This window comes from Paraburkholderia sp. UCT2 (genome assembly GCF_014397665.1).
GTDB classification, from domain to species: Bacteria; Pseudomonadota; Gammaproteobacteria; order Burkholderiales; family Burkholderiaceae; genus Paraburkholderia; species Paraburkholderia tuberum.
This window is the reverse complement of the sequence record NZ_VZQO01000022.1, coordinates 108,932-128,545: the sequence shown is the minus strand read 5'-3', so window position 1 is coordinate 128,545 and position 19,614 is coordinate 108,932. Positions and strand designations below refer to the sequence as shown.

The following is a 19,614-nucleotide window of genomic DNA, read 5'->3' as shown; positions in this document are numbered from 1 at the left end:
CACTTACTTCGATCAGCTGGGTGTGCCCCGACTCTCCTAACCTCAACTTCCCGAACCGCCCGGTGCGGACCCGCATGCCGGGTGGTGTGGCAGGGGCGCAGCCTCAGGCTGCCCCCTATGCCGATTGAAGGGGATGGCCACTCGGAGCAAAATCGCCCCATCGTGCGAATCAATCTGAAAGCATGTTTCATATTATTCAGCCAAAAAACGTGCCGCGTATCAGCAAACGTTTCATTAACTGCGCGTAAATTTATTCAACAAACGTTTGCTTTGCGGCTAATTCGCAGCTAATTCGGCGAGAGCCCTTCGCCTTCAAAAATGGCGCATTTGCTTTCAACAAGCTTCCTGACGATTTCGCCATTTTCATGCCATGCAGGCGTTGGTGCCATCGATCTAGCATAAGCGCAGATTCAATCCCTCCCTCCACCCGCATTTTCTCTGGCCCGTTTCAATGTGGATCGTCAACGTAGCGCTTAAGCGGCCATACACGTTCATCGTGATGGCAATTCTGATCGTGCTGGCGACGCCCTTCGTGCTGTTCACCATGCCCGTCGACGTGCTGCCGGATATCAACATTCCGGTCGTCAGCATCATCTGGACGTATACGGGGCTGTCGGCCGAAGACATGGCCACCCGCATCACGTCGGTCAACGAGCGCAGTCTGACCACGACGGTCAACGACATCGAACATATCGAATCGCAATCGCTCCCCGGCATCGCGGTCCTGAAGGTGTTTCTGCAGCCGAACGCGAACATCCAGACGGCGATCGCGCAGACGGTCGCCATCGAGCAGGCGCAATTGAAGCAGATGCCGCCGGGCGCCACCGCGCCGCTGGTCATCAGCTACTCGGCTTCCAGCATTCCAGTCATCCAGCTCGGCCTGTCGAGTCCGAAACTCTCGGAGCAGGATCTCAACGACACCGCGCTGAACTTCCTGCGACCGCAACTGGTGACGATTCCGGGCGCGGCCGTGCCGTATCCGTATGGCGGCAAATCGCGGCTGATCTCGGTCGACCTCGATACGCGCGCGCTGCTGGCCAAGGGCCTGACACCTGCCGACGTGGTCAACGCGTTCAACGCGCAAAACCTGATTCTGCCCACCGGCACGGCCAAGATCGGGCCGAAGGAATACACGATCGAAATGAACGGGTCGCCGCCGACGTTGGAAGGTCTCAACGACATTCCGGTGCGCACCGTCAACGGCGCGACGACCTACCTGCGTGAAGTCGCGCATGTGCGCGACGGCTTCTCGCCGCAGACCAACATCGTGCGGCAGAACGGTCATCGCGGCGTGCTGATGTCGGTGCTGAAGAACGGCAACGCGTCGACGCTGTCGATCGTCGATACGTTGAAAGGCATTTTGCCGGCCGCGCGCGCCGCGCTGCCGCCGGATCTGCAGATCACCGCGCTGTTCGATCAGTCGGTATTCGTGAAGGCGGCGGTGCAGGGTGTGGTGCGCGAAGCGCTGGCCGCCGCCGCGCTGACCGCCGCGATGATCCTGCTGTTCCTCGGCAACTGGCGCAGCACCTGCATCATCGCGATCTCGATTCCGCTGTCCATTCTGTCGTCGCTGATCGTGCTGCACGCGCTCGGGCAGACCATCAACATCATGACGTTGGGCGGCCTCGCGCTCGCGGTCGGCATCTTGGTGGACGACGCGACCGTGACGATCGAGAACATCGAGCGGCACCTGCACTTGGGCACGAATCTGCACGATGCGATTCTCGAAGGCGCCGGCGAAATCGCAGTGCCGGCGCTCGTCTCGACACTGTGTATCTGTATCGTGTTCGTGCCGATGTTCTTCCTGACCGGCGTCGCGCGCTATCTATTCGTGCCGCTCGCGGAAGCGGTGGTGTTCGCGATGCTCGCCTCGTACATCCTGTCGCGTACGCTCGTGCCGACGCTCGCGATGCTGCTGATGGGCCACGCGCACAAGCCGAAGGCGGGCACGAAGCCGAATCTGTTCATGCGTCTGTATCACCGCTTCGACGCAGGCTTCGAGCGCATGCGCGCGACTTACATCATGATCCTGAGCAGCCTGCTCGTGCGTCGCAAGATGTTCGGCGCGCTGTTCCTCGGTTTCTGCGTGCTGTCGATGGGCCTGTTCTTTGCACTCGGCGAAGACTTCTTTCCGAGCGTCGACGCGGGCGACATCCGTCTGCACATGCGCGCGCCGACCGGCACGCGTATCGAAGAAACCGCGCGGCTGGCCGACGAGGTCGAGAAGGTGATCCGCGAAGTCGTGCCGCCCAGGGAGTTGGGCACGATTCTCGACAACCTCGGGCTGCCGTATAGCGGCATCAACCTGTCGTATAGCAATGCGGGCACGATGGGCACGCTCGACGGCGAGATCCAGATTGCGTTGAACGAAGGCCACAAGCCGTCGCAGATCTACATGGACAAGCTGCGCGCGATCCTGCCGCAGCGTTTCCCGGGCGTCGAGTTCTTCTTTCAGCCGGCCGATATCGTCACGCAGATCCTGAACTTCGGCCTGCCTGCCGCGGTGGACGTGCAGATTTCGGGCGCGAATCAGCAGGGCAACCTCGACGTCGCGCGCAAGCTGCTGAAGCAGGTGCGACTGATTCCCGGCACCGTCGACACGCATATCCAGCAGAAGCTCGACGAACCGGTGATCGATCTGCACATGGACCGCACCCGCCTGCAACAACTGAACCTGACCGCGAACGACGTCGCGCAGAACGTGCTCGTTTCGCTGTCGGGCAGCTCGCAGACGTCGCCGGGCTTCTGGGTCAACAACAGGAACGGCGTGGAATACAAGGTGGCGGTGCAGACGCCGCAGTACCAGGTGTCTTCGATCGACGAACTGTTGCGCACCCCGGTCTCGGCCACGATGAACGGGCCGACGCAACTGCTCGGCAACCTCGTGCAGATCTCGCCGAAGAGCCAGTTCGCGGAAGTCACGCATTACAACATCCGTCCGGTGATCGATCTGTATGTGAGCGTTGAAAAGCGCGATCTCGGCAGCGTGGCGAATCAGGTCGACAAGATCGTCGACGAGGTGCGCGGCTCGCTGCCACGCGGCAGCACGATCACCGTGCGCGGCCAGGTACAGACGATGCGCAGTTCGTTCTTTGGGCTCGGCATCGGCGTCGCGATGGCGATCGTGCTCGTGTATCTGCTGATCGTCGTGAACTTCCAGTCGTGGGTCGATCCGCTGATCATCGTCAGCGCGTTGCCGGCGGCGCTCGCGGGGATCATGTGGATGCTGTTCCTGACCGGCACCCATCTGAGCGTGCCGGCGCTGACGGGCGCGATCATGACGATGGGCGTCGCGACCGCGAACAGTATTCTGATGGTCGCGTTCGCGCGCCAGCGGCTGTCGGCCGGCGCGCCGCCGCTCACGGCCGCGCTCGAAGCCGGCGCGAGCCGGATTCGTCCGGTGCTGATGACCGCGTTCGCGATGATCATCGGCATGATTCCGATGGCGCTCGGTCTCGGCGAGGGCGCCGAACAGAATGCGCCGCTTGGCCGCGCGGTGATCGGCGGGTTGCTGTTCGCGACCGTATCGACGCTGTTTTTCGTGCCGCTCGTGTTTGCGGGAATTCATTCGTGGCTCGCGCGCCGTCATAAGAACGGCGGCGACGACGACAACGGCGGTGGCGACGCTGGCGGCAACGGCGGTGGCAGTGGCGGCCATAGTGACACCCCCGCACCGGAACCCAGCAGTGCGGCGACGCCCGCGTAAAAGTTAAACGATGGTTGACTGAGATGACCGAAAAAACTCATGCATCGCTAGCGATCCCCGCGCGGGAAACCGAAGAAGGAGAGCACCGGCTGCCGCCGCGCCATCGCGAATGGAAGCGCGCGAAGATCGCCGTCGTGATCGTGCTCGTGCTGCTCGTGGCAGGCACACTTCGCACCGTGATCGCGAACGTGCTGCAAAACCGCGAAGTCGCGGCGATCGCGCAGCAGAATGCCACGCAGTACGTGAACGTCGTCACGCCGACCCAGACCGAGGGCGGCGGCGACACGCTGCTGCCGGGCACGCTGCGCGGCTATGTCGAGTCGCCGATCTATGCACGCGCGACCGGCTATCTGCTGCACTGGTACGCCGACATCGGCACCCACGTGAAGCAGGGGCAACTGCTCGCCGAGCTCGATACGCCGGAAATCGACCAGGAACTCGCGCAGGCTCTGGCACAGCGTCAGCAGATCAATTCGAGCCTCGCGCTCGCGAAGAGCTCGCTGGACCGTTGGCAGCAGTTGCGCCAGCGTGATGCGGTGTCGCAGCAGGAACTCGATGAACGGCAAAGCACCTACACGCAGGATCTCGCGAATCTCGCGGCCGCCGATGCGAACGTCAAGCGTCTGCAGCAGCTCGAATCGTTCAAGCGGATCGTCGCGCCGTTTACCGGCGTGGTCACGCAGCGCAACGTCGACGTCGGCGATCTGATCGACGCGGGCAGCGGCACGAGCCGTGCGTTGTTCGCGCTTGCTCAATCGGACCCGTTGCGCGTCTATGTGCAGTTGCCGCAGGCCTACGCGCAGAACGTCGCGGTCGGGCAGAAGGTCGTGGTCACGCAGGCCGAGCTGCAGGGCCAGCAGTTCAACGGCAAGATCACGCATATATCTGGCGCGATCGACGTACCCACGCGCTCGTTGCAGATCGAAGTGACGCTGCCGAATCCCGACGACAAGCTGCGCCCCGGCGCGTACGTGCAGGTCGCGGTGCCGGCCGCCGCGCATGCGCGTCTCACGGTGCCAGGCAACGCGCTGCTGTTTCGCGCGGAGGGTCCGCGCCTCGCGGTCGTCGATGCAAAGGGCAACGTGAGCCTGCGCAAGGTCGTGATCGCGGTGGACCTCGGACAGCAGCTCGAAATCGAAAGCGGTATCTCGCCGAGCGATCGCATCATCGTCAACCCGAGCGATTCGATTGCCGATGGCGATCACGTGCAGGTGCAGCCGCTGCAGAAGAACGGCAAGGGGGCGTCGTGACGTTCGCGGCTTCACGCCAGGCGCGTACGCGTGGCACTGTCTTCACCGCGCTGAGCGCGTGCGCCGGCGCGGCGCTGCTCGCCGCGTGCACGGTCGGCCCGGACTATCAGCGGCCGCAGGCCGAGGTGCCGCCCGAATGGCACACCGATTCGTTCTGGCGCGTCGCCGCGCCGTCGCATGCGCCGATCGCGCCGGACTGGTGGACGGGCTTCGCCGACCCCACGCTCGCGACGCTCGAAACCCAGGCACTCGCGCAGAACCAGACGCTCGCCGCGGCGAGCGCGCACTACGAGCAGGCGAAGGCGACGCTCGCGAACATCAGCGCGCAGCGCGTGCCGGAAGTCGATTTCAACGCACAGGCCTCGCGCTTCCGTATTTCGCACGACCGGCCGCTGACGAACTACGCGACGCCGACCGAATCGACGGTGCAGAACAATATCCAGCTCGGGCCGACGATCAGCTACGACACCGATCTGTTCGGCCGCATCCGTCGTCAGGTCGAGGGCGCGCAGGCGTCGGCCGAACAGTCGGCGGACGATCTCGCGAACGCGCGCCTCGTGCTGACGACCGACCTCGCCACCGACTACTTCTCGCTGCGTGAGCTCGACAACGAGATCGACGTGCTGAACCAGTCGGTGAAGCTGCAGCAGAAAGCGCTCGACTACGTGAACACCGAGCACGATCTCGGCTCGGTATCGGGCCTCGACGTGCTGCAGCAGAAATCGCAGCTCGATTCGACGCGCGTGCAGGCGCAACTGCTGCTCAATCAGCGCGCGCAGTTCGAGCATGCGATCGCCGCGCTGGTCGGCGTGCCGGCACCGCAGTTCGCGATCGAGCCGAAGGTGCTCGACATCAAGGCGCCGACCGTACCGCTCGGCGTGCCGAGCGACGTGCTGCAAAGGCGTCCCGACGTCGCCTCGGCGGAACGTGCGATGGCGGCGGCCAACGCGCAGATCGGCGTGGCCAAGGCGGCGTTCTTCCCGAGCCTCACGCTGACGCCGGGCATCGGCTGGGAGAGCACCGAGTTCGCCAATCTGCTGAGCGCGCCGACGCTGATGTGGACGCTCGGCGCGACGGTCGGTCAAGTGATCTTCGACGGCGGCCGGCGCGCGGCCAACGTCCAGTACGCGAGCGCGGGCTACAAGGCGACCGAGGCGAATTATCGGCAGACCGTGCTGAGCGCGTTCCAGCAGGTACAGGACGGCATCACAGGACTGTCGGTGCTCGACGGCGCGGCGAAGCAGTCGCGCGAGGCGGTCGAGGACGCGCAGCGGCTGCTGTCGCTCGCGAACGATCGCTATTCGGGCGGCCTCGTCGCGTATCTGAACGTGATCGACGCGCAGGAGTCGCTGCTGACGAGCGAGCGCACGGACGTGCAGATTCACGGCCAGCAGTTGGCGCTGTCGGTGGCGCTCGTGAAGGCGCTCGGCGGCGGCTGGGAGGGCGGCGCGCAAGGTGGCGCAATGGCCGGGAACGAGGCTACCCGTACGAACGCGACAGCGAACGTCGCCAGTGCTACGGCATCGCCGCAGCAAGCGCCAGCCGGCGGCGCGCAGCAGAAGGAGATGCCGGCTCCTGCACACTGAATCGCCCCGGCAGAGCTTCCATGCCGAGGGAGTGGGATCGGCGCGAGGCATTAGGGGCGTTTCGTATAATGGACAGTAGACCGCCAAACGTGGCATGGGGACGCGGATGAAATTGCTGATCGTTGAAGACGAGCACAAGGTGGTGGACTACCTGCGCTCCGGTTTGACAGAGCAGGGCTGGGTCGTCGATGTCGCGCTCGACGGCGAGGAAGGCATGCATCTGGCCACCGAATTCGATTACGACGTGATCGTCCTCGACGTGATGCTGCCTAAGCGCGACGGCTTCAGCGTGCTGAAGGCGCTGCGCATGCGCAAGTCGACGCCGGTCATCATGCTGACCGCGCGCGATCACGTGAACGACCGCGTGCGCGGCCTGCGCGAAGGCGCGGACGACTACCTGACCAAACCGTTCTCGTTCCTCGAACTGGTCGAGCGTCTGCATGCGCTCGCGCGCCGCACGCGTTCGCAGGAGTCCACGTTGATTTCCGTCGGCGATCTGTTCGTCGATCTGATCGGCCGCCGCGCGACGCGCGACGGCGTGCGCCTCGACCTGACCGCCAAAGAGTTTCAACTGCTCAGCGTGCTCGCGCGCCGTCAGGGCGACATTCTGTCGAAGACCGCGATCACCGAACTCGTGTGGGACGTCAACTTCGACAGCCACACGAACGTCGTCGAAACCGCGATCAAGCGGCTGCGCGCGAAGCTCGACGGCCCGTTCCCGTCGAAGCTGCTGCACACGGTGCGCGGCATGGGCTACGTGCTCGAAGTGCGCGAAGAGGCCGAGACATCATGAACCGTTCGATTGCCCGCCGTCTCGCGTCGATGTTCGCGCTGGTCGCGCTGTTCGTGTTTACGCTCGTCGGCACGGGGCTCTTTCTGGTGCTGCGCACGCAGCTCGAGCATCATCTGCGCGAGTCGCTCGACGATCGCACGCAGATCGCGCGCATCATCGTCTATCACGCGGTGACGCCCGAAAAATGGCGGATGTGCCGCGAAAAACTCACCGACATGACGCCGCACGACGGCAGCACCGTGTACTCGGTGACGAGCGCGGACCCGAGCTATCACTTCGGCACGCCGGTGCAGGGCACCGTCACGAAGAGCTGGCCGGGCGGCTATGCGCGCATCGCGCCGGCGGGCGGCGGCCCCGACATGCTGACCTCGACGGTGACCTTGCCCGCCAACGCCGCGCGGCCGCCGGTGCAGTTGCAGGTCGCGTCGAGCTATTCACCGAACCTGCGCACGATGCGCGTGTTCGGCTCGGCGCTCGCGGCGCTGTCCGCGCTCGGCAGTCTCGCGGTGCTGCTGCTCAGCTACTCGGTCACGCGCATCGGTCTCGCACCGCTCACGCGTCTGACGCGCGACGCATCGGCGGTCAGCCCGAACAACCGCTCGCAGCGGCTCAATACGGCGTCGCTGCCGCTCGAACTGAACGATCTCGCGAACTCGTTCAACGGCGCGCTCGAACGGCTCGACGGCGCCTACGGCCGGCTCGAATCGTTCAACGCGGACGTCGCGCATGAACTGCGCACGCCGGTCACGATCCTGATCGGCCAGACCGAGGTCGCGCTGACCCGCAACCGCTCGGTCGACGATCTGCGCCACACGCTGCAATCGAATCTCGAAGAATTCGAGCGGATGCGCACGATCATCAACGACATGCTGTTCCTCGCGCGCGCCGATCAGGGCGAACGCGCGACGGGGCTCGTCGAGGTGTCGCTCGCGGCGGAACTCGCGCATACGCTCGAATTTCTGGAGATTCCGCTCGAAGAGGCGCACGTGCATGCGCAGTTGCACGGCGATGCGTTCGCGCGCGTGAACCGGTCGCTATTCGGCCGCGCGTGCACGAACCTGCTGATGAACGCGATCCAGCATTGCGAGCCGGGCGCGTCGATCAGCGTGACGATCGCGCGCGGGAAAGGACCGATGCGCGATCAGGTGCGCGTCGCCGTGGCAAATCCTGGCGAGCCGATCGCGCCGGACGTCCTCGAACATCTGTTCGACCGTTTCTATCGCGCGGAAGTCTCGCGCACCAATAGCCGCGAAAACCACGGGCTCGGGCTCGCGATCGTGAAGGCGATCGCGGAGATGCATCGCGGCACCGTGTCCGCGCACAGCGCCAACGGCGTCAACACGTTCTCGTTTTCGGTGGCGGCGTCGGCGCTGTCCACGTCGGGCGACGTGCCGGCCATGCGTGCGAATGCGACCAGCGTCGCCGGCGACAGCGCCTATTCGTCGCTCGCGAAAGGCAAGTCGGCCTGAACCGGCAGGCGCGGCTTCAGCGCCTGTTCGCTGGCCGACGTCAGCGTGCTGATGCGCACGCCCAATAGCCGCAGCTTGCGGTTCAACTCCACGCGTCGCAAACATTCGGTCGCCGCGCGGCGGATTTCGGTCGCGTCGGCGGTCGGTTCGTCGAGCGTCAGGTCGCGCGTGACGGTGTGGAAATCGTCGTAACGCAGCTTGATGCCGATCGTGCGGCCCACGTAGCCCTTGCGCACGAGATCGTCGGCGACACGCACGCACAGCCCCGTAAACGCGCTCGATAACGCCGGTCGATCGTGGCGCGGATGCAGATCGCGCTCGAACGTGGTCTCGCGGCTGATCGACTTCGGCTCCGATTCGACCACCAAGGGCCGCTCGTCGTGACCCTGCGCGACCTGCATCAGCCAGGCGGAATAGCTGCGCCCGAAGTTGTCCTGCAACAACCCGGCGTCGGCGGCGGCCAGATCGCCGACCGTCGCGAGGCCGAGTGTGGTCAGCTTCTGCGCGGCCTTCGGGCCGATGCCGTTGACCTTGCGTACCTGCAGCGGCCACACGCGCAGCGGTATATCGGCCGGCGTCAGGATCGTCAGGCCGTCAGGCTTGTCGAGTTCGGAGCCGATCTTCGCGAGCAGCTTGTTCGGCGCGACGCAGATCGAACACGTGAGACCGGTGGCCTGATGAACGGCGTCCTTGATGCGCCGGCCGATGTCGGCTGGTTCGCCCGGCAGGTCGGTCAGGTCGATATAGATCTCGTCGATGCCGCGATCCTCGATGCGGTCCGTGAACGTCCTGACGGCGGCCTTGAAAAGACGCGAGTAGTGGCGGTATGAATCGAAGTCGGTCGGCAGCAGGATCGCGTCGGGCGCGAGCGCGGCGGCCTTCATCATGCCCATCGCCGAAAATACGCCGAGCGCGCGCGCCTCGTAGGTCGAGGTGGTCACGACGCCGCGTCCCGCGTAATCGCGCAGCTTCGCGAAGCGCCTGCTGCCGTCTTCGAGCACCTGCGGCGCGCTGTTGCGCCCGCCGCCGATCACCACCGCGCGCCCGCGCAACTCCGGATAGCGCAGCAGTTCGACGGACGCGTAAAACGCGTCCATGTCGAGGTGCGCGATGCGGCGGGTTGGCGAATTCATGGGGATTGACGCGGACGATGGCAATGAACGAAAGCGGTGACGGCGCGCGTCGCGACGCCGCCAGCCCGTAATGGTACCTTGCCGCGCTCGCCGCCGGTCAGGGCCGGCGCGGCCGGCCGCACGCGTGTCGTTCAACGCGTTGTTGAAAAAGCGGGTTCAGAAACTATGCTTGACACGGAACTTCGCCGCTTGCGTACGGGGTCCATGCCGGGCCGCTGCCGCTCCCGGCGGGTTTCGCCGCGACCGCTTCACCACGGGGCTCGACAGATGATCAAGCGCATGTTGCTGATTTCGGCGTATATCGCACTCGGCTGCGCCGCAACGGTGCTGCCGGTCCTGATCAGCATCTATATCGCGAACGAAGACGTCACACGCCGCGAGCAGCGAGATTTGCGCCAATACGCGGAAAAGGCCGTGATGCGCACGGAACTCGTCACGTATCAGGGTTTTGCGGCGATCGCGGACCTGCAGGCCGAGCACGGCGCGCCGTGTTCGCCGGAATACCTGGAGCGCGCCGCCCATGTGATTTTCAACTACCGCTACGTCCGGGACGCAGGTGCGTACGGCGACGGGCGCTATCTTTGCTCGCCGCTGTTCGGCGACGTTCGGACGCAGAATGTCGAACTGCCGCCGCCGCGATGGCGAAGCAACGACGGCTACCTGGTCTGGTTCCAGCAAAAGAATCCGCTCAGCGACGTGCGCGAGGATATACAGATCGGGCGCAACGGCGAGTACGTGTCAATCGATCCGCAGTCATACGTCGATGTGATGGATCCGGCGGGAAGGCCCATCGCCACGATCAACACCGACCTGAACTCGATCGTCGCGCTGTCGACGGGCGCGGACCCCGACGAGATGCTCCATGCATGGAAGCGGGCGGGGCGCGTCGATAGCGATGAATGGAACTACGCGGTTGCACGTTCGGCGACGCGCGCGCTTGGCGTCGTCGTCAAGGGCCGGCGCACCAGCCTGCTGAGAGACTGGCCCGGACTGCTGGCGATGTGGCTGTCGATAGGCGTCGCGATGGGCGCCGGTTTCGGCTGGGTCGCGTTCAAACGGATCTCGCGGCAGGTGTCGTTCCTGGCATCGCTCGAATGGGCGATCTCGCGCAAAATCATCGACGTCGCCTATCAACCGATCGTGAGTCTCGCGACCAACGAATGCGTCGGTGTCGAAGCGCTGGCCAGATGGAATCTGAACGGACGCGAGATCTCGCCGCATATTTTCATTGCGTTGGCCGAGCAGCATGGCCTGATCCAGTCGTTGACCGACCTCGTGCTCGATAAAGCGCTCCACGACCTCACAGAGCTATTGCGTTCGCGGTCGTGGTTCTACGTGTCGGTCAACGTGAGCGGCGAGGATCTGCGCACGCCGCGCTTTCTTAACCTGATCACCGCGAGGCTCGCCGGAACCGGCCTGCGTGCCGCGCAGATCAGGATCGAAGCGACCGAGCGCAGTTGCCTGAACGCCGATGTGACCCGGCAGACGATCGCGGCCTTCCGAAGCGCCGGCCACCCGGTCTATATCGACGATTTCGGCACCGGCTATTCGAGCCTCGCCTATTTGCAGACTTTCATGATCGACGCTCTGAAGATCGACAAATCGTTCGTCGACACGATCGCCCGGGATGCGGCGTCGAGCATCGTTGCGCCGCATATCATCGACATGGCGCACGAATTGGGGGTGGAAGTCGTGGCGGAGGGAATCGAGCGCGACGAGCAGGTCGAGTATCTGCTGCGCCGAGGCGTTCAGTACGGACAGGGCTGGCTGTTCGCGAAGGCCATGCACCGCGAGGAGCTGGTCGCGTGGCTGGAGGCGCGCCACGCGTCGCACGCGCCGGCGCAGCCCGCGATCCAGTAGTTCGGCGCCCGGCCGTGCCGGGCGCGATGCGCTTACTGCTTGACGCCTTCGGCCTGGATATGCAGCGTGGTCTTCATGTTGAAGCCGTACGCCTTGCCGAAGTCGATGCCGAAATCGTCGCGATTGAACGTCGCGACCGATTCGGTGCCGCACACTTCGCGCTTCAGCACCGGGTGCTGGATGCACTTGAACGATTCGATCTTCAGGTTGACCGGTTTCGTGATGCCGTGCAGCGTCAGCGTGCCGATCACTTCGACCGGCTTGTCGCCGTCGAAGCGGATCTGCGTGCCCTTGTAGGTCGCGGTCGGGAACTTCGCGGTGTCGAAGAACTTGTCGCCGACCAGTTCCTCGTTGAGCTTGTCGTTGCCGATGCCGACCGAGGTCAGGTCGATCGTCGCCTCGACCGTGCCGGTCTTCGCCGCGCGATCGAGCACGACGGTGCCGCTGCTTTTCTGGAACTTGCCGCGCCAGATCGACAGGCCGCCGAAGTGGTCGGTCTCGAAGCTCGGCGACGTGTGCGTCGGATCGAGCAGGTAGGTTTCGGCGGCGGCCATCGCGTTGAACGAGCATGCAGCGGCGAGCGCGCCGGCGGCGAGCAGGAAGGATTGCTTCAAGTTGGACTCCAGAGGTCGAAGGGTAAGGCGGTGCTGCGGCGTTGTGGGTTATTTCTTCGCCGCGACCAGATGAAATTTGATGACGACTTCGTCGGCGACCACCGACGTGTCTTTCCATTCGCCGGTGCCGACGTCGAACTGCGTGCGCTTGATCGGCAGCGAGCCGTCGAAAGTTTGCGTGGCGCCCTGGCTCGCGATCACGACCGGCACGACGACCGTTTGCGATTTGCCTTTGATCGTCAGCTTGCCGGTCACCTTGTACTGGTTGCCGCCAGCCGGCGCGATCGAGCTCGACACGAAGGTCGCGCTCGGGAAGGCGCCGCTGTCGAACCATTCCTTGCCTTGCGCCTGCTTGTTGTAGTCGTCGGCGCCGAGGTCGTAGCTCGCGGTGTCGATCGACACGTTCGCGCTGCCCGCGGCAGGCTTCGCCGGATCGAAATTCAGTTGCGCGGAGAACTTCCTGAACTTGCCGTCGACGGGCACGTTCATCTGTTTGGTCGTGGCGATGACGCTGCTTTTCGCGAGGTCGACGTCGGCGTGCGCGAGGTTCGCGCCGAGCAGCGCAAGCGCCGTGAAGGACGCGAGCGTCGCGCGATGAGCGGAGAGATAAAAGGGTGTCTTCATGATGGTACGCATCCTATCCGAGCTTCGCGGCCTGATTGCACACCGCGAGGAATTTGATTGCCAACCAGTCGTAACCAATCGACAAGAGTGATGGCTTTCTTCAAGCTGTCGTATCGTTATGCGCGGGTCTTCAGAAACGGCACCATGCGCGCGAGCAATCCGTCGCGATCGACGAACTGATGCTTGAGCGCCGCAAGCACGTGCATGATCACGAGCGCGAGCAGCGTGTAGTTAAGCAGCACGTGCACCGTGCGCAGCGCGGCCTTCAGCGCCTGATCGGGACCGATGATCGTCGGCAGCGGCACGACGCCCAGATACATGACCTGAATGCCGGCCGCCGAGCTGTAGAAGTAGCCGGACAGCGGAATCGCGAGCATCAGCAGATACAGCAGGCCGTGCACCAGATGCGCGGCGGCCTTCTGCCAGGTGGGCGTCGCGGCATCGAGCGCGGGCGCGCGATGCGTCGCGCGCCACAGCACCCGCAGCAGCGCCAGCGCGAACACGGTCACGCCAATCCATTTGTGCCACGAGAAGTACTTGAGCTTCGTCGGCGTGAAGCCGGGGATATCGGTCATGATCCAGCCGATGTAGAAGCCGCAGATCATCAGCGCGGCGACCAGCCAGTGCAGCGCGATCGCCGCGCCGTGGTAACGCGTGGGAGCGCAAGCGTGTGTTTGCATCGTGTTCTATCCGTTGCTCGCGAGAAGCCGCGTGAGAATGCGGATAGTAGGGATGCCCATTCAAACTGAATAGGCGGATGGGCGGGAACAGATCGTTGTCGCGGTGATGTCAATCGTGTCGAGAGAGGCATGCGCGCTGAAAGGTCCGCGCATGAAGGCACGCACACTGCTATGGAGCGCTCGCCGTGGTACCGCTGTGGTAATTTGTTGCCCCGAACAACAAGGTTGCGCGCTTTGCGCAGCCACGGACATAACCCATTATCCGGGCGTTAAGCCGTGAATTCCGTTTTTCTTTCCTGGAGTATTGCCGCGCTCGCTACCGCCGGCGTGATCACACGGCCGTTCAAATGGCCCGAAGCCGTGTGGGCCGTCGCCGGCGCGGTGCTGCTCGTCGCCCTCGGCCTATTGCCCTTGCATCTCGCGGTCGAAGCGATCGGCAAGGGCACCGACGTCTATCTGTTCCTGTTCGGCATGATGCTGCTGTCCGAAGTCGGCCGCCGCGAAGGGCTGTTCGACTGGGTCGCGGTGCTCGCTGTCAATCATGCGCGCAGTTCGCCGCGCAAGCTGTTCGTGCTCGTGTATCTGTTCGGCGTGGTGATCACCGCGTTTCTTTCCAACGACGCCACCGCCGTCGTGCTGACGCCCGCCGTGTTCGCGGCGGCGAAGAAAGCGAAGACACCGCCGCTGCCGCTGCTGTTCGTCTGCGCGTTCGTCGCCAATGCGGCGAGCTTCGTGCTGCCGATTTCGAATCCGGCCAACATCGTGCTGTACGGCAATCACACGCCGCCGCTGGGACCGTGGATGCTGCGCTTCACGCTGCCGTCGGTGCTGTCGATTGCCGCGACCTTCGTGATGCTGCGCTGGACGCAACGCGAGGCGCTCGCTGGCGTCTGCGAGGCAAATCTCGACGCGGTCGAGCTGTCGGCGAGCGGGCGCGTCGCGCTCGCGGGCATCGCGGTGACGGCCGGCGCGCTGCTGACGGTCTCCGCCTACGACATCCAGCTCGGCCTGCCGACCGCGATCCTCGGCACGCTGACCGCGCTCGTCGTGCTGATCAAGGAGCGCAAATCGCCGCTGCCGATGATGCGCGAAATTTCGTGGAACGTGTTGCCGCTCGTCGCCGGGCTGTTCGTGCTGGTCGAGATGCTCGATCACACCGGTGTGATCAACCTGTTCGCGGGTGCGTTGCGCCGCGCGACCGAACACAACGAAATGGAAGCGGCCGGGTGGGCCGGCGCGAGCATCGCGTTCCTCAGCAATCTGATCAACAACCTGCCGGCCGGCTTGATCGCGAGTTCGACCGTGATGCAGGCGCATAGCCCCGAGCGTGTGATCGACGCGCTGTTGATCGGCGTCGACCTCGGGCCGAACCTGTCGATCACCGGCTCGCTCGCGACGATCCTGTGGCTCAACGCGATTCGCCGCGAAGGCGAAGACGTCAGCTTCATGAAGTTTCTGAAAGTCGGCGCGCTGGTGATGGTGCCCGCGCTCGTGCTGGCGCTTGGGGCGCGGATATTAACTGGCTGAACGGATGCCGGACCCGCCCGCCATCAGCGGGCTTGTGCCGGAACCGACGCGCGTCGCGCCGGCGAGCTGGTCCAGTCGCGCGCCGACCGAGCGCAGCCTTGCTTCGAGGTGGGCGACGCGCTGGCGTTGCGCGGGCACCATCGACGAACGGCTCAACGCATGCAGCCGACGATGCCAGTACGACAACGGAAAACGGTCGCGCCCAGAAAGTGCGTTGAAAACGACTTCGAGGTGGGCGATTTCCTTGTCGATATCTTGGTAGCTCATCACAAAGGTCCAGGAAAGAAGGTGGGATAGGGGCGCGCGAACCTGACAGGGATCGCAAGGTCCGTTCCATCCCGCCTATATGTAGTCAATATCAGCCGTGCCGGCGCAGAGCGCCACATCGGGCGCGCGCCTGGCGCGGTGCGCGATGGTAAGAATCGGCAAACTCCATGCAAGCTTTACGCGGCGCTCCACCTTTCAACGGGACAACGGGAATTCACCAGGCGTGCCCGCGAGGCGCGTGTCCTATGCTGAGTCAACGGCGTGGGTCGGTCTCGGGGCGATCGAAACCGCCCGCGCGACGGCCCGGCGCGCGCTTTCAACGCGGCGCGATCACGACCGGTTGCGCATAGCTGACCGTCGGCGCGGGCACCACCGCATAGTTGAGCGCGGGCGGCGCCGCGACGATGGTCGCGGCCGCCACAGGCACGGCGACAGGCGGTGCCGATACGTACACGGGATTGACCGGCACCGGGTAGTAGACCGGCCGCGGCGGTGGCGCGTAGACCACGGCGGCGGGCAGATACACGACGACTCGCGCGTAGGCAGCGGAAGAACAGGCGAGACCGATGGCGGTGAAAGTCGAGGCGCAGGCGAGACGGATAGTCATTTGGGACTCCTGATACGTGAATGCCGACGAACGGCAGACGGAACGATACGCAGCAGACCCGCAAAACGAAACCGCGAACTCATTTCATTCGATGTCAAGCTGCAGCGGCACCCGGCGCCGTGACATGATTCGACATGATTCTCGAATTGCGATCGCGCGGCGTCTGACCAACAATTCGGCCTGTCATCGAAACGGCTCGCGGCACCCCAGGCAGGCGACGGTCGATGTTCCAACCGAAGGAGTCAGTCATGAAGAAGTTGCTCGCCACCGTGCTGCTGTGCTGCGCGTCCACCGTCGCGTTCGCTCAGGCCGCCGCGCCGCAAGGTATCAGCCAGCAGCGGATGGAGCGCATGGAGCAGCAGTTGCAAACGCGTTTTTCAAGCGCGAACACCACCCACGACGGCAAGCTGACCCGCGACCAGGCAGCGGCCGGCATGCCGATGCTGGCGCGTCATTTCGACGAGATCGACACGCAGAAGGCCGGCTACATCACGCTCCCGCAGATCGAGGCATTCATGCAGGAACGCGGGGCCGCACACTGAGCGGCTCGGTTATCGAGGAGCTTTCGGATGGAACGCCCCGCCAGGATCATCGTGCTCGACGACGAAGCCGAATTGCGCAACATGCTGCTGCGCTTTCTGCGCGGTCATGGCTTCGACGTGCGCGCGGCCGAGGACGGCAAGCGCCTGAATCGCTACCTGGAGCGCGAGCCGTTCGACCTGCTGATACTCGATCTGATGATCGGCGAAGAGGACGGCCTCGAGATCTGCGCGAAGCTGCGCGCTCAAGGGCAGACCTTGCCGATCCTGATGTTGACGGCGAAGGGCGATCCGCTCGATCGCGTGACCGGCCTCGAAACCGGCGCCGACGACTACCTCGCGAAACCGTTTCTGCCGCGCGAACTGGTGGCGCGAATCAATGCGTTGCTGCGCCGCCAGAAGATGGCCGCGGGCGACGTCACGCTGACGTCGCAGTGCGTGCGTTTCGGCGACTTCACGCTCGACATCGGCAAGCAGGAGTTGTCGCGCGCGGGCGAGCCGCTCGAGATTCATTCCGCGCAGATGCTGCTGCTGGTCGCGCTCGCGTCGTCGCCGAATCGCGCGGTGAGCCGCGACAACCTGCTCGCGCGTGCGCGAGGGCGCGACCATGACGCGCTCGATCGCAGCATCGACGTACAGGTGCTGCGGCTGAGGCAGATCGTCGAGGACGATCCGTCGAAGCCGCGTTTCATTCGCACCGTCTGGGGCGTCGGCTATATGCTCGTCGCCGATCTCGAATCATGATGCGCTCACTGTCGCGCACACTGCTGCCGCGCACGCTGCTCGCGCGCAATATCGCGCTGTTGATCGCGCTCGTGATGCTGAGCCAGATCTGCTCGATCGTCGTGCTGCTGCATTACGTGCAGCGGCCACGCGTCGAACGCGCGGCGGCCGTGTTCGCGACCTACGTGACGACGCTCGACAACCTGCTCGCGGCCACTCCGCCCGCCTCGCGCGCGGCGCTGACCGCGCGTCTCGACGCGCGCGAGCAGTTGCCGCCCGAAGCGACCGACACACCGCCGCACGATCTGTTGCGGGTGTACAGCACCTATCAGCGCGGCGTTTTCATCGACAGCCTGCAGAAGCATCTGCCCGCCGATATGCCCGTGCGGTGGCAGACCGAGGGCGCGCAGCGGCTGTGGATTCGCATGCATGCGCCGGCTGCCGGGTCCGACCACGCGGCCGGTTCGTTGGCCAGCGCGCCATACTGGATCGCGCTGCCGGTTCCCGAGGACGCGCAGGGCAGCGGCCTCGAAGCGGCGATCTTCCTGTCGTTGGGTCTCGGCGTGCTCGCCGCGCTCGCCGGCTACGCGATCCAGCTGCACCTGAACGAACCATTGCACGAGCTCACGCAAGCGGCGCGGCGCGTCAGCGCCGGCGACCTGCCCGCGCCGCTGCCCACCGACGGCCCCGCCGAAATCGCCGCCGTGGGCAGCGCTTTCAATCAGATGACGCGCGCGTTACAGGACGCCGAAGCGACGCGCGCGTTGATGCTCGCGGGCATCTCGCACGACATCCGCACGCCGTTGACGAAGCTGCGCCTGTCGATGGCGATGGCGATGCCGCAGGGGGCCGACAGCAGTTTCGTCATCGCCGCCGAATCGTATCTGGATCAGATCGAGACGATTCTGCAGCAGTTCATGGATTACGCGGGCAGCGGCGAGCGCGAGGAAGCGCAGCCCGGCGATCTGAATGCGCTGATCGAACGGCTCGCGGGCGACTTCGCTGGGCTCGGGCACGAGTTCGACCTGTCGCTGGGCAGCTTGCCGGCCGTTCGATATCGGCCGATCAGCATGATGCGGCTGCTGATGAATCTGATGCAGAACGCGATCGTCTACGGCGGCAGCGGGCTTGCGGTGCGCACGTGGGCGACGCAGGACGCGGTCACGGTTGCGGTCGGCGATCGCGGTAAAGGTTTGACGGCGGAGGAGTTGGAGAAGCTGAAGGCGCCGTTCCAGCGCGGCCGCAATGCGCGTGCGCATAGCGGCGGCACGGGGCTGGGGCTGTCGATCGTCGATCGGATCGCGCGGCTGCACGGCGGCGGCCTGCAGTTTCATCCGCGCGACGGCGGCGGCCTCGAAGTGTGGGTCGTATTGCCGGTCGAGGCGGCATGATGGGATGAGGACGTGGCGTTCTTGCCGCTCACTCGCGATCGAGCCACGCGTCGAGCCCGACCCGAAACGCGACGCCTGCGATGACCGGCACGGTCAGCATCAGGATGATGCCGAAGTTCGGGATCTCGTCGCCGTACATGATCGGGTTGTACAGCACGACGCCCGACACGATCGTGAACATCACGACGCCAATGGCGACCATCAGGAGATTGCGCACGGACATGGACAGCGTCTTGCGCTTCGGCTTGTCCGTCGTGTCGTGAGCGCCGGGTGCTTCGTCGTGTTGGGCAGGCATGATGGTTCTCGTGGCAAAAAATGCGGCATCGGAAGCGGGTGCGGCGGGCACCGCGCCCGGCATCATACCCGCACCCGCGCGGCTGATGCAGATCGGGGCCGCGCCGTTGCGGTACTCATCCTTACCAACAATATATGCCATTCCAGGCCGCGATTTCAGGCGTCGGCAGTCGACCCCGCCGGAGGCGCCGAATCCGCGCGAGACGCCGATGCAAGCGCGCAGCCGCTCAGGCCGAGCTCGTCGAGAATCGCGCTCATCAAGCCCGTGCGGCGCCATTGCAGCCACCTGATGTAGCATGTCTGCGACGGCGGAAACGTGCCGGGCAGCCGATGCCATTTCTCGTTGCGCGTGACGACCCACAGAATCGCGTCCAGGATCTCGCGCGGAGGACGCGCGGGCCGGCCCAGACGTTTCTTCGGGTCCTGCTTGAACAGATGACTGATGCGCGCCCAGGCGTCATCGGAAAGAGGAAGATCTAGCATGCCGCGAACACCTGACTGACCGGTTTATGTCGATCTTACGGTTTGGGCGGTTCCTTCTAATTCCGGAT

At 64.7% G+C, this 19,614-nt stretch carries 18 protein-coding genes; 10 read left to right on the top strand and 8 right to left on the bottom strand.

Going from position 1 to position 19,614, the window contains the following annotated elements; all coding sequences use genetic code 11:
* Positions 1-451: 451 nt before the first annotated feature.
* The 5 genes from F6X39_RS19800 to F6X39_RS19780 all read left to right on the top strand — a co-directional run bounded on the left by F6X39_RS19800 (position 452) and on the right by F6X39_RS19780 (position 8,804).
* Positions 452-3,706 (top strand): efflux RND transporter permease subunit, encoded by a 3,255-nt coding sequence (locus F6X39_RS19800; protein ID WP_187617815.1) that lies wholly within the window; start codon positions 452-454, stop codon positions 3,704-3,706.
* A gap of 23 nt (positions 3,707-3,729) precedes the next feature.
* Entirely contained in the window at positions 3,730-4,956 is a 1,227-nt protein-coding gene (locus F6X39_RS19795) for an efflux RND transporter periplasmic adaptor subunit (RefSeq protein ID WP_187617814.1), read from the top strand.
* Between the two features lie 50 nt (positions 4,957-5,006).
* Complete coding sequence (locus tag F6X39_RS19790) at positions 5,007-6,542, top strand: efflux transporter outer membrane subunit (RefSeq protein ID WP_187617821.1); 1,536 nt, start codon at positions 5,007-5,009, stop codon at positions 6,540-6,542.
* A gap of 106 nt (positions 6,543-6,648) precedes the next feature.
* Positions 6,649-7,335, top strand: coding sequence for a heavy metal response regulator transcription factor (locus F6X39_RS19785; RefSeq protein WP_018424874.1), 687 nt, complete (start codon positions 6,649-6,651; stop codon positions 7,333-7,335).
* Positions 7,332-8,804, top strand: a complete 1,473-nt coding sequence (locus F6X39_RS19780; protein WP_187617813.1) for a heavy metal sensor histidine kinase — start codon at positions 7,332-7,334, stop codon at positions 8,802-8,804. The genes F6X39_RS19785 and F6X39_RS19780 overlap by 4 nt, the downstream gene beginning before the upstream one ends.
* Here F6X39_RS19780 and dinB read toward each other — a convergent pair.
* Entirely contained in the window at positions 8,771-9,937 is a 1,167-nt protein-coding gene (gene dinB / locus F6X39_RS19775) for a DNA polymerase IV (protein ID WP_187617812.1), read from the bottom strand. The two genes, F6X39_RS19780 and dinB, sit on opposite strands and share 34 nt — an antisense overlap.
* A 267-nt stretch (positions 9,938-10,204) precedes the next feature.
* Between dinB and F6X39_RS19770 the strand changes: the two genes are divergently transcribed.
* Positions 10,205-11,797, top strand: coding sequence for an EAL domain-containing protein (locus F6X39_RS19770; RefSeq protein ID WP_187617811.1), 1,593 nt, complete (start codon positions 10,205-10,207; stop codon positions 11,795-11,797).
* A gap of 32 nt (positions 11,798-11,829) precedes the next feature.
* Here the strand turns inward: F6X39_RS19770 and F6X39_RS19765 are convergent, their stop codons facing one another.
* The 3 genes from F6X39_RS19765 to F6X39_RS19755 all read right to left on the bottom strand — a co-directional run bounded on the left by F6X39_RS19765 (position 11,830) and on the right by F6X39_RS19755 (position 13,715).
* Positions 11,830-12,411, bottom strand: a complete 582-nt coding sequence (locus tag F6X39_RS19765; RefSeq protein WP_187617810.1) for a YceI family protein — start codon at positions 12,409-12,411, stop codon at positions 11,830-11,832.
* A gap of 48 nt (positions 12,412-12,459) precedes the next feature.
* Positions 12,460-13,035 (bottom strand): YceI family protein, encoded by a 576-nt coding sequence (locus F6X39_RS19760; RefSeq protein WP_187617809.1) that lies wholly within the window; start codon positions 13,033-13,035, stop codon positions 12,460-12,462.
* A gap of 116 nt (positions 13,036-13,151) precedes the next feature.
* On the bottom strand, positions 13,152-13,715 hold the full coding sequence (locus F6X39_RS19755) for a cytochrome b (RefSeq protein WP_187617808.1): 564 nt from the start codon (positions 13,713-13,715) through the stop codon (positions 13,152-13,154).
* 276 nt (positions 13,716-13,991) lie between these two features.
* Between F6X39_RS19755 and F6X39_RS19750 the strand changes: the two genes are divergently transcribed.
* Positions 13,992-15,242 carry an arsenic transporter gene (locus F6X39_RS19750; protein WP_187617807.1) on the top strand — a complete coding sequence of 417 codons (1,251 nt, stop codon included), beginning with the start codon at positions 13,992-13,994 and terminating at the stop codon, positions 15,240-15,242.
* Here F6X39_RS19750 and F6X39_RS19745 read toward each other — a convergent pair.
* Together F6X39_RS19745 and F6X39_RS19740 are read right to left on the bottom strand one after the other, a co-directional pair.
* Positions 15,231-15,509, bottom strand: a complete 279-nt coding sequence (locus F6X39_RS19745) for a hypothetical protein (protein ID WP_187617806.1) — start codon at positions 15,507-15,509, stop codon at positions 15,231-15,233. The genes F6X39_RS19750 and F6X39_RS19745 overlap by 12 nt on opposite strands.
* A 316-nt stretch (positions 15,510-15,825) precedes the next feature.
* Positions 15,826-16,116: a hypothetical protein gene (locus tag F6X39_RS19740; RefSeq protein ID WP_187617805.1), complete on the bottom strand. Its 291-nt coding sequence runs from the start codon at positions 16,114-16,116 to the stop codon at positions 15,826-15,828.
* A 248-nt stretch (positions 16,117-16,364) separates the two neighbouring features.
* Between F6X39_RS19740 and F6X39_RS19735 the strand changes: the two genes are divergently transcribed.
* The 3 genes from F6X39_RS19735 to F6X39_RS19725 are packed head-to-tail and all read left to right on the top strand — an operon-like array spanning position 16,365 to position 18,769.
* Positions 16,365-16,658 carry an EF-hand domain-containing protein gene (locus tag F6X39_RS19735; RefSeq protein WP_187617804.1) on the top strand — a complete coding sequence of 98 codons (294 nt, stop codon included), beginning with the start codon at positions 16,365-16,367 and terminating at the stop codon, positions 16,656-16,658.
* 27 nt (positions 16,659-16,685) lie between these two features.
* A complete protein-coding gene (locus tag F6X39_RS19730) occupies positions 16,686-17,399 on the top strand; it encodes a response regulator (RefSeq protein ID WP_187617803.1) in 714 nt (237 codons plus the stop codon).
* Entirely contained in the window at positions 17,396-18,769 is a 1,374-nt protein-coding gene (locus F6X39_RS19725; protein WP_187617802.1) for an ATP-binding protein, read from the top strand. The genes F6X39_RS19730 and F6X39_RS19725 overlap by 4 nt, the downstream gene beginning before the upstream one ends.
* Before the next feature lie 28 nt (positions 18,770-18,797).
* Here the strand turns inward: F6X39_RS19725 and F6X39_RS19720 are convergent, their stop codons facing one another.
* Positions 18,798-19,064: a hypothetical protein gene (locus F6X39_RS19720; RefSeq protein WP_184036397.1), complete on the bottom strand. Its 267-nt coding sequence runs from the start codon at positions 19,062-19,064 to the stop codon at positions 18,798-18,800.
* A 155-nt stretch (positions 19,065-19,219) separates the two neighbouring features.
* On the bottom strand, positions 19,220-19,546 hold the full coding sequence (locus F6X39_RS19715) for a transposase (protein WP_090806367.1): 327 nt from the start codon (positions 19,544-19,546) through the stop codon (positions 19,220-19,222).
* Between the last annotated feature and the right edge of the window lie 68 nt (positions 19,547-19,614).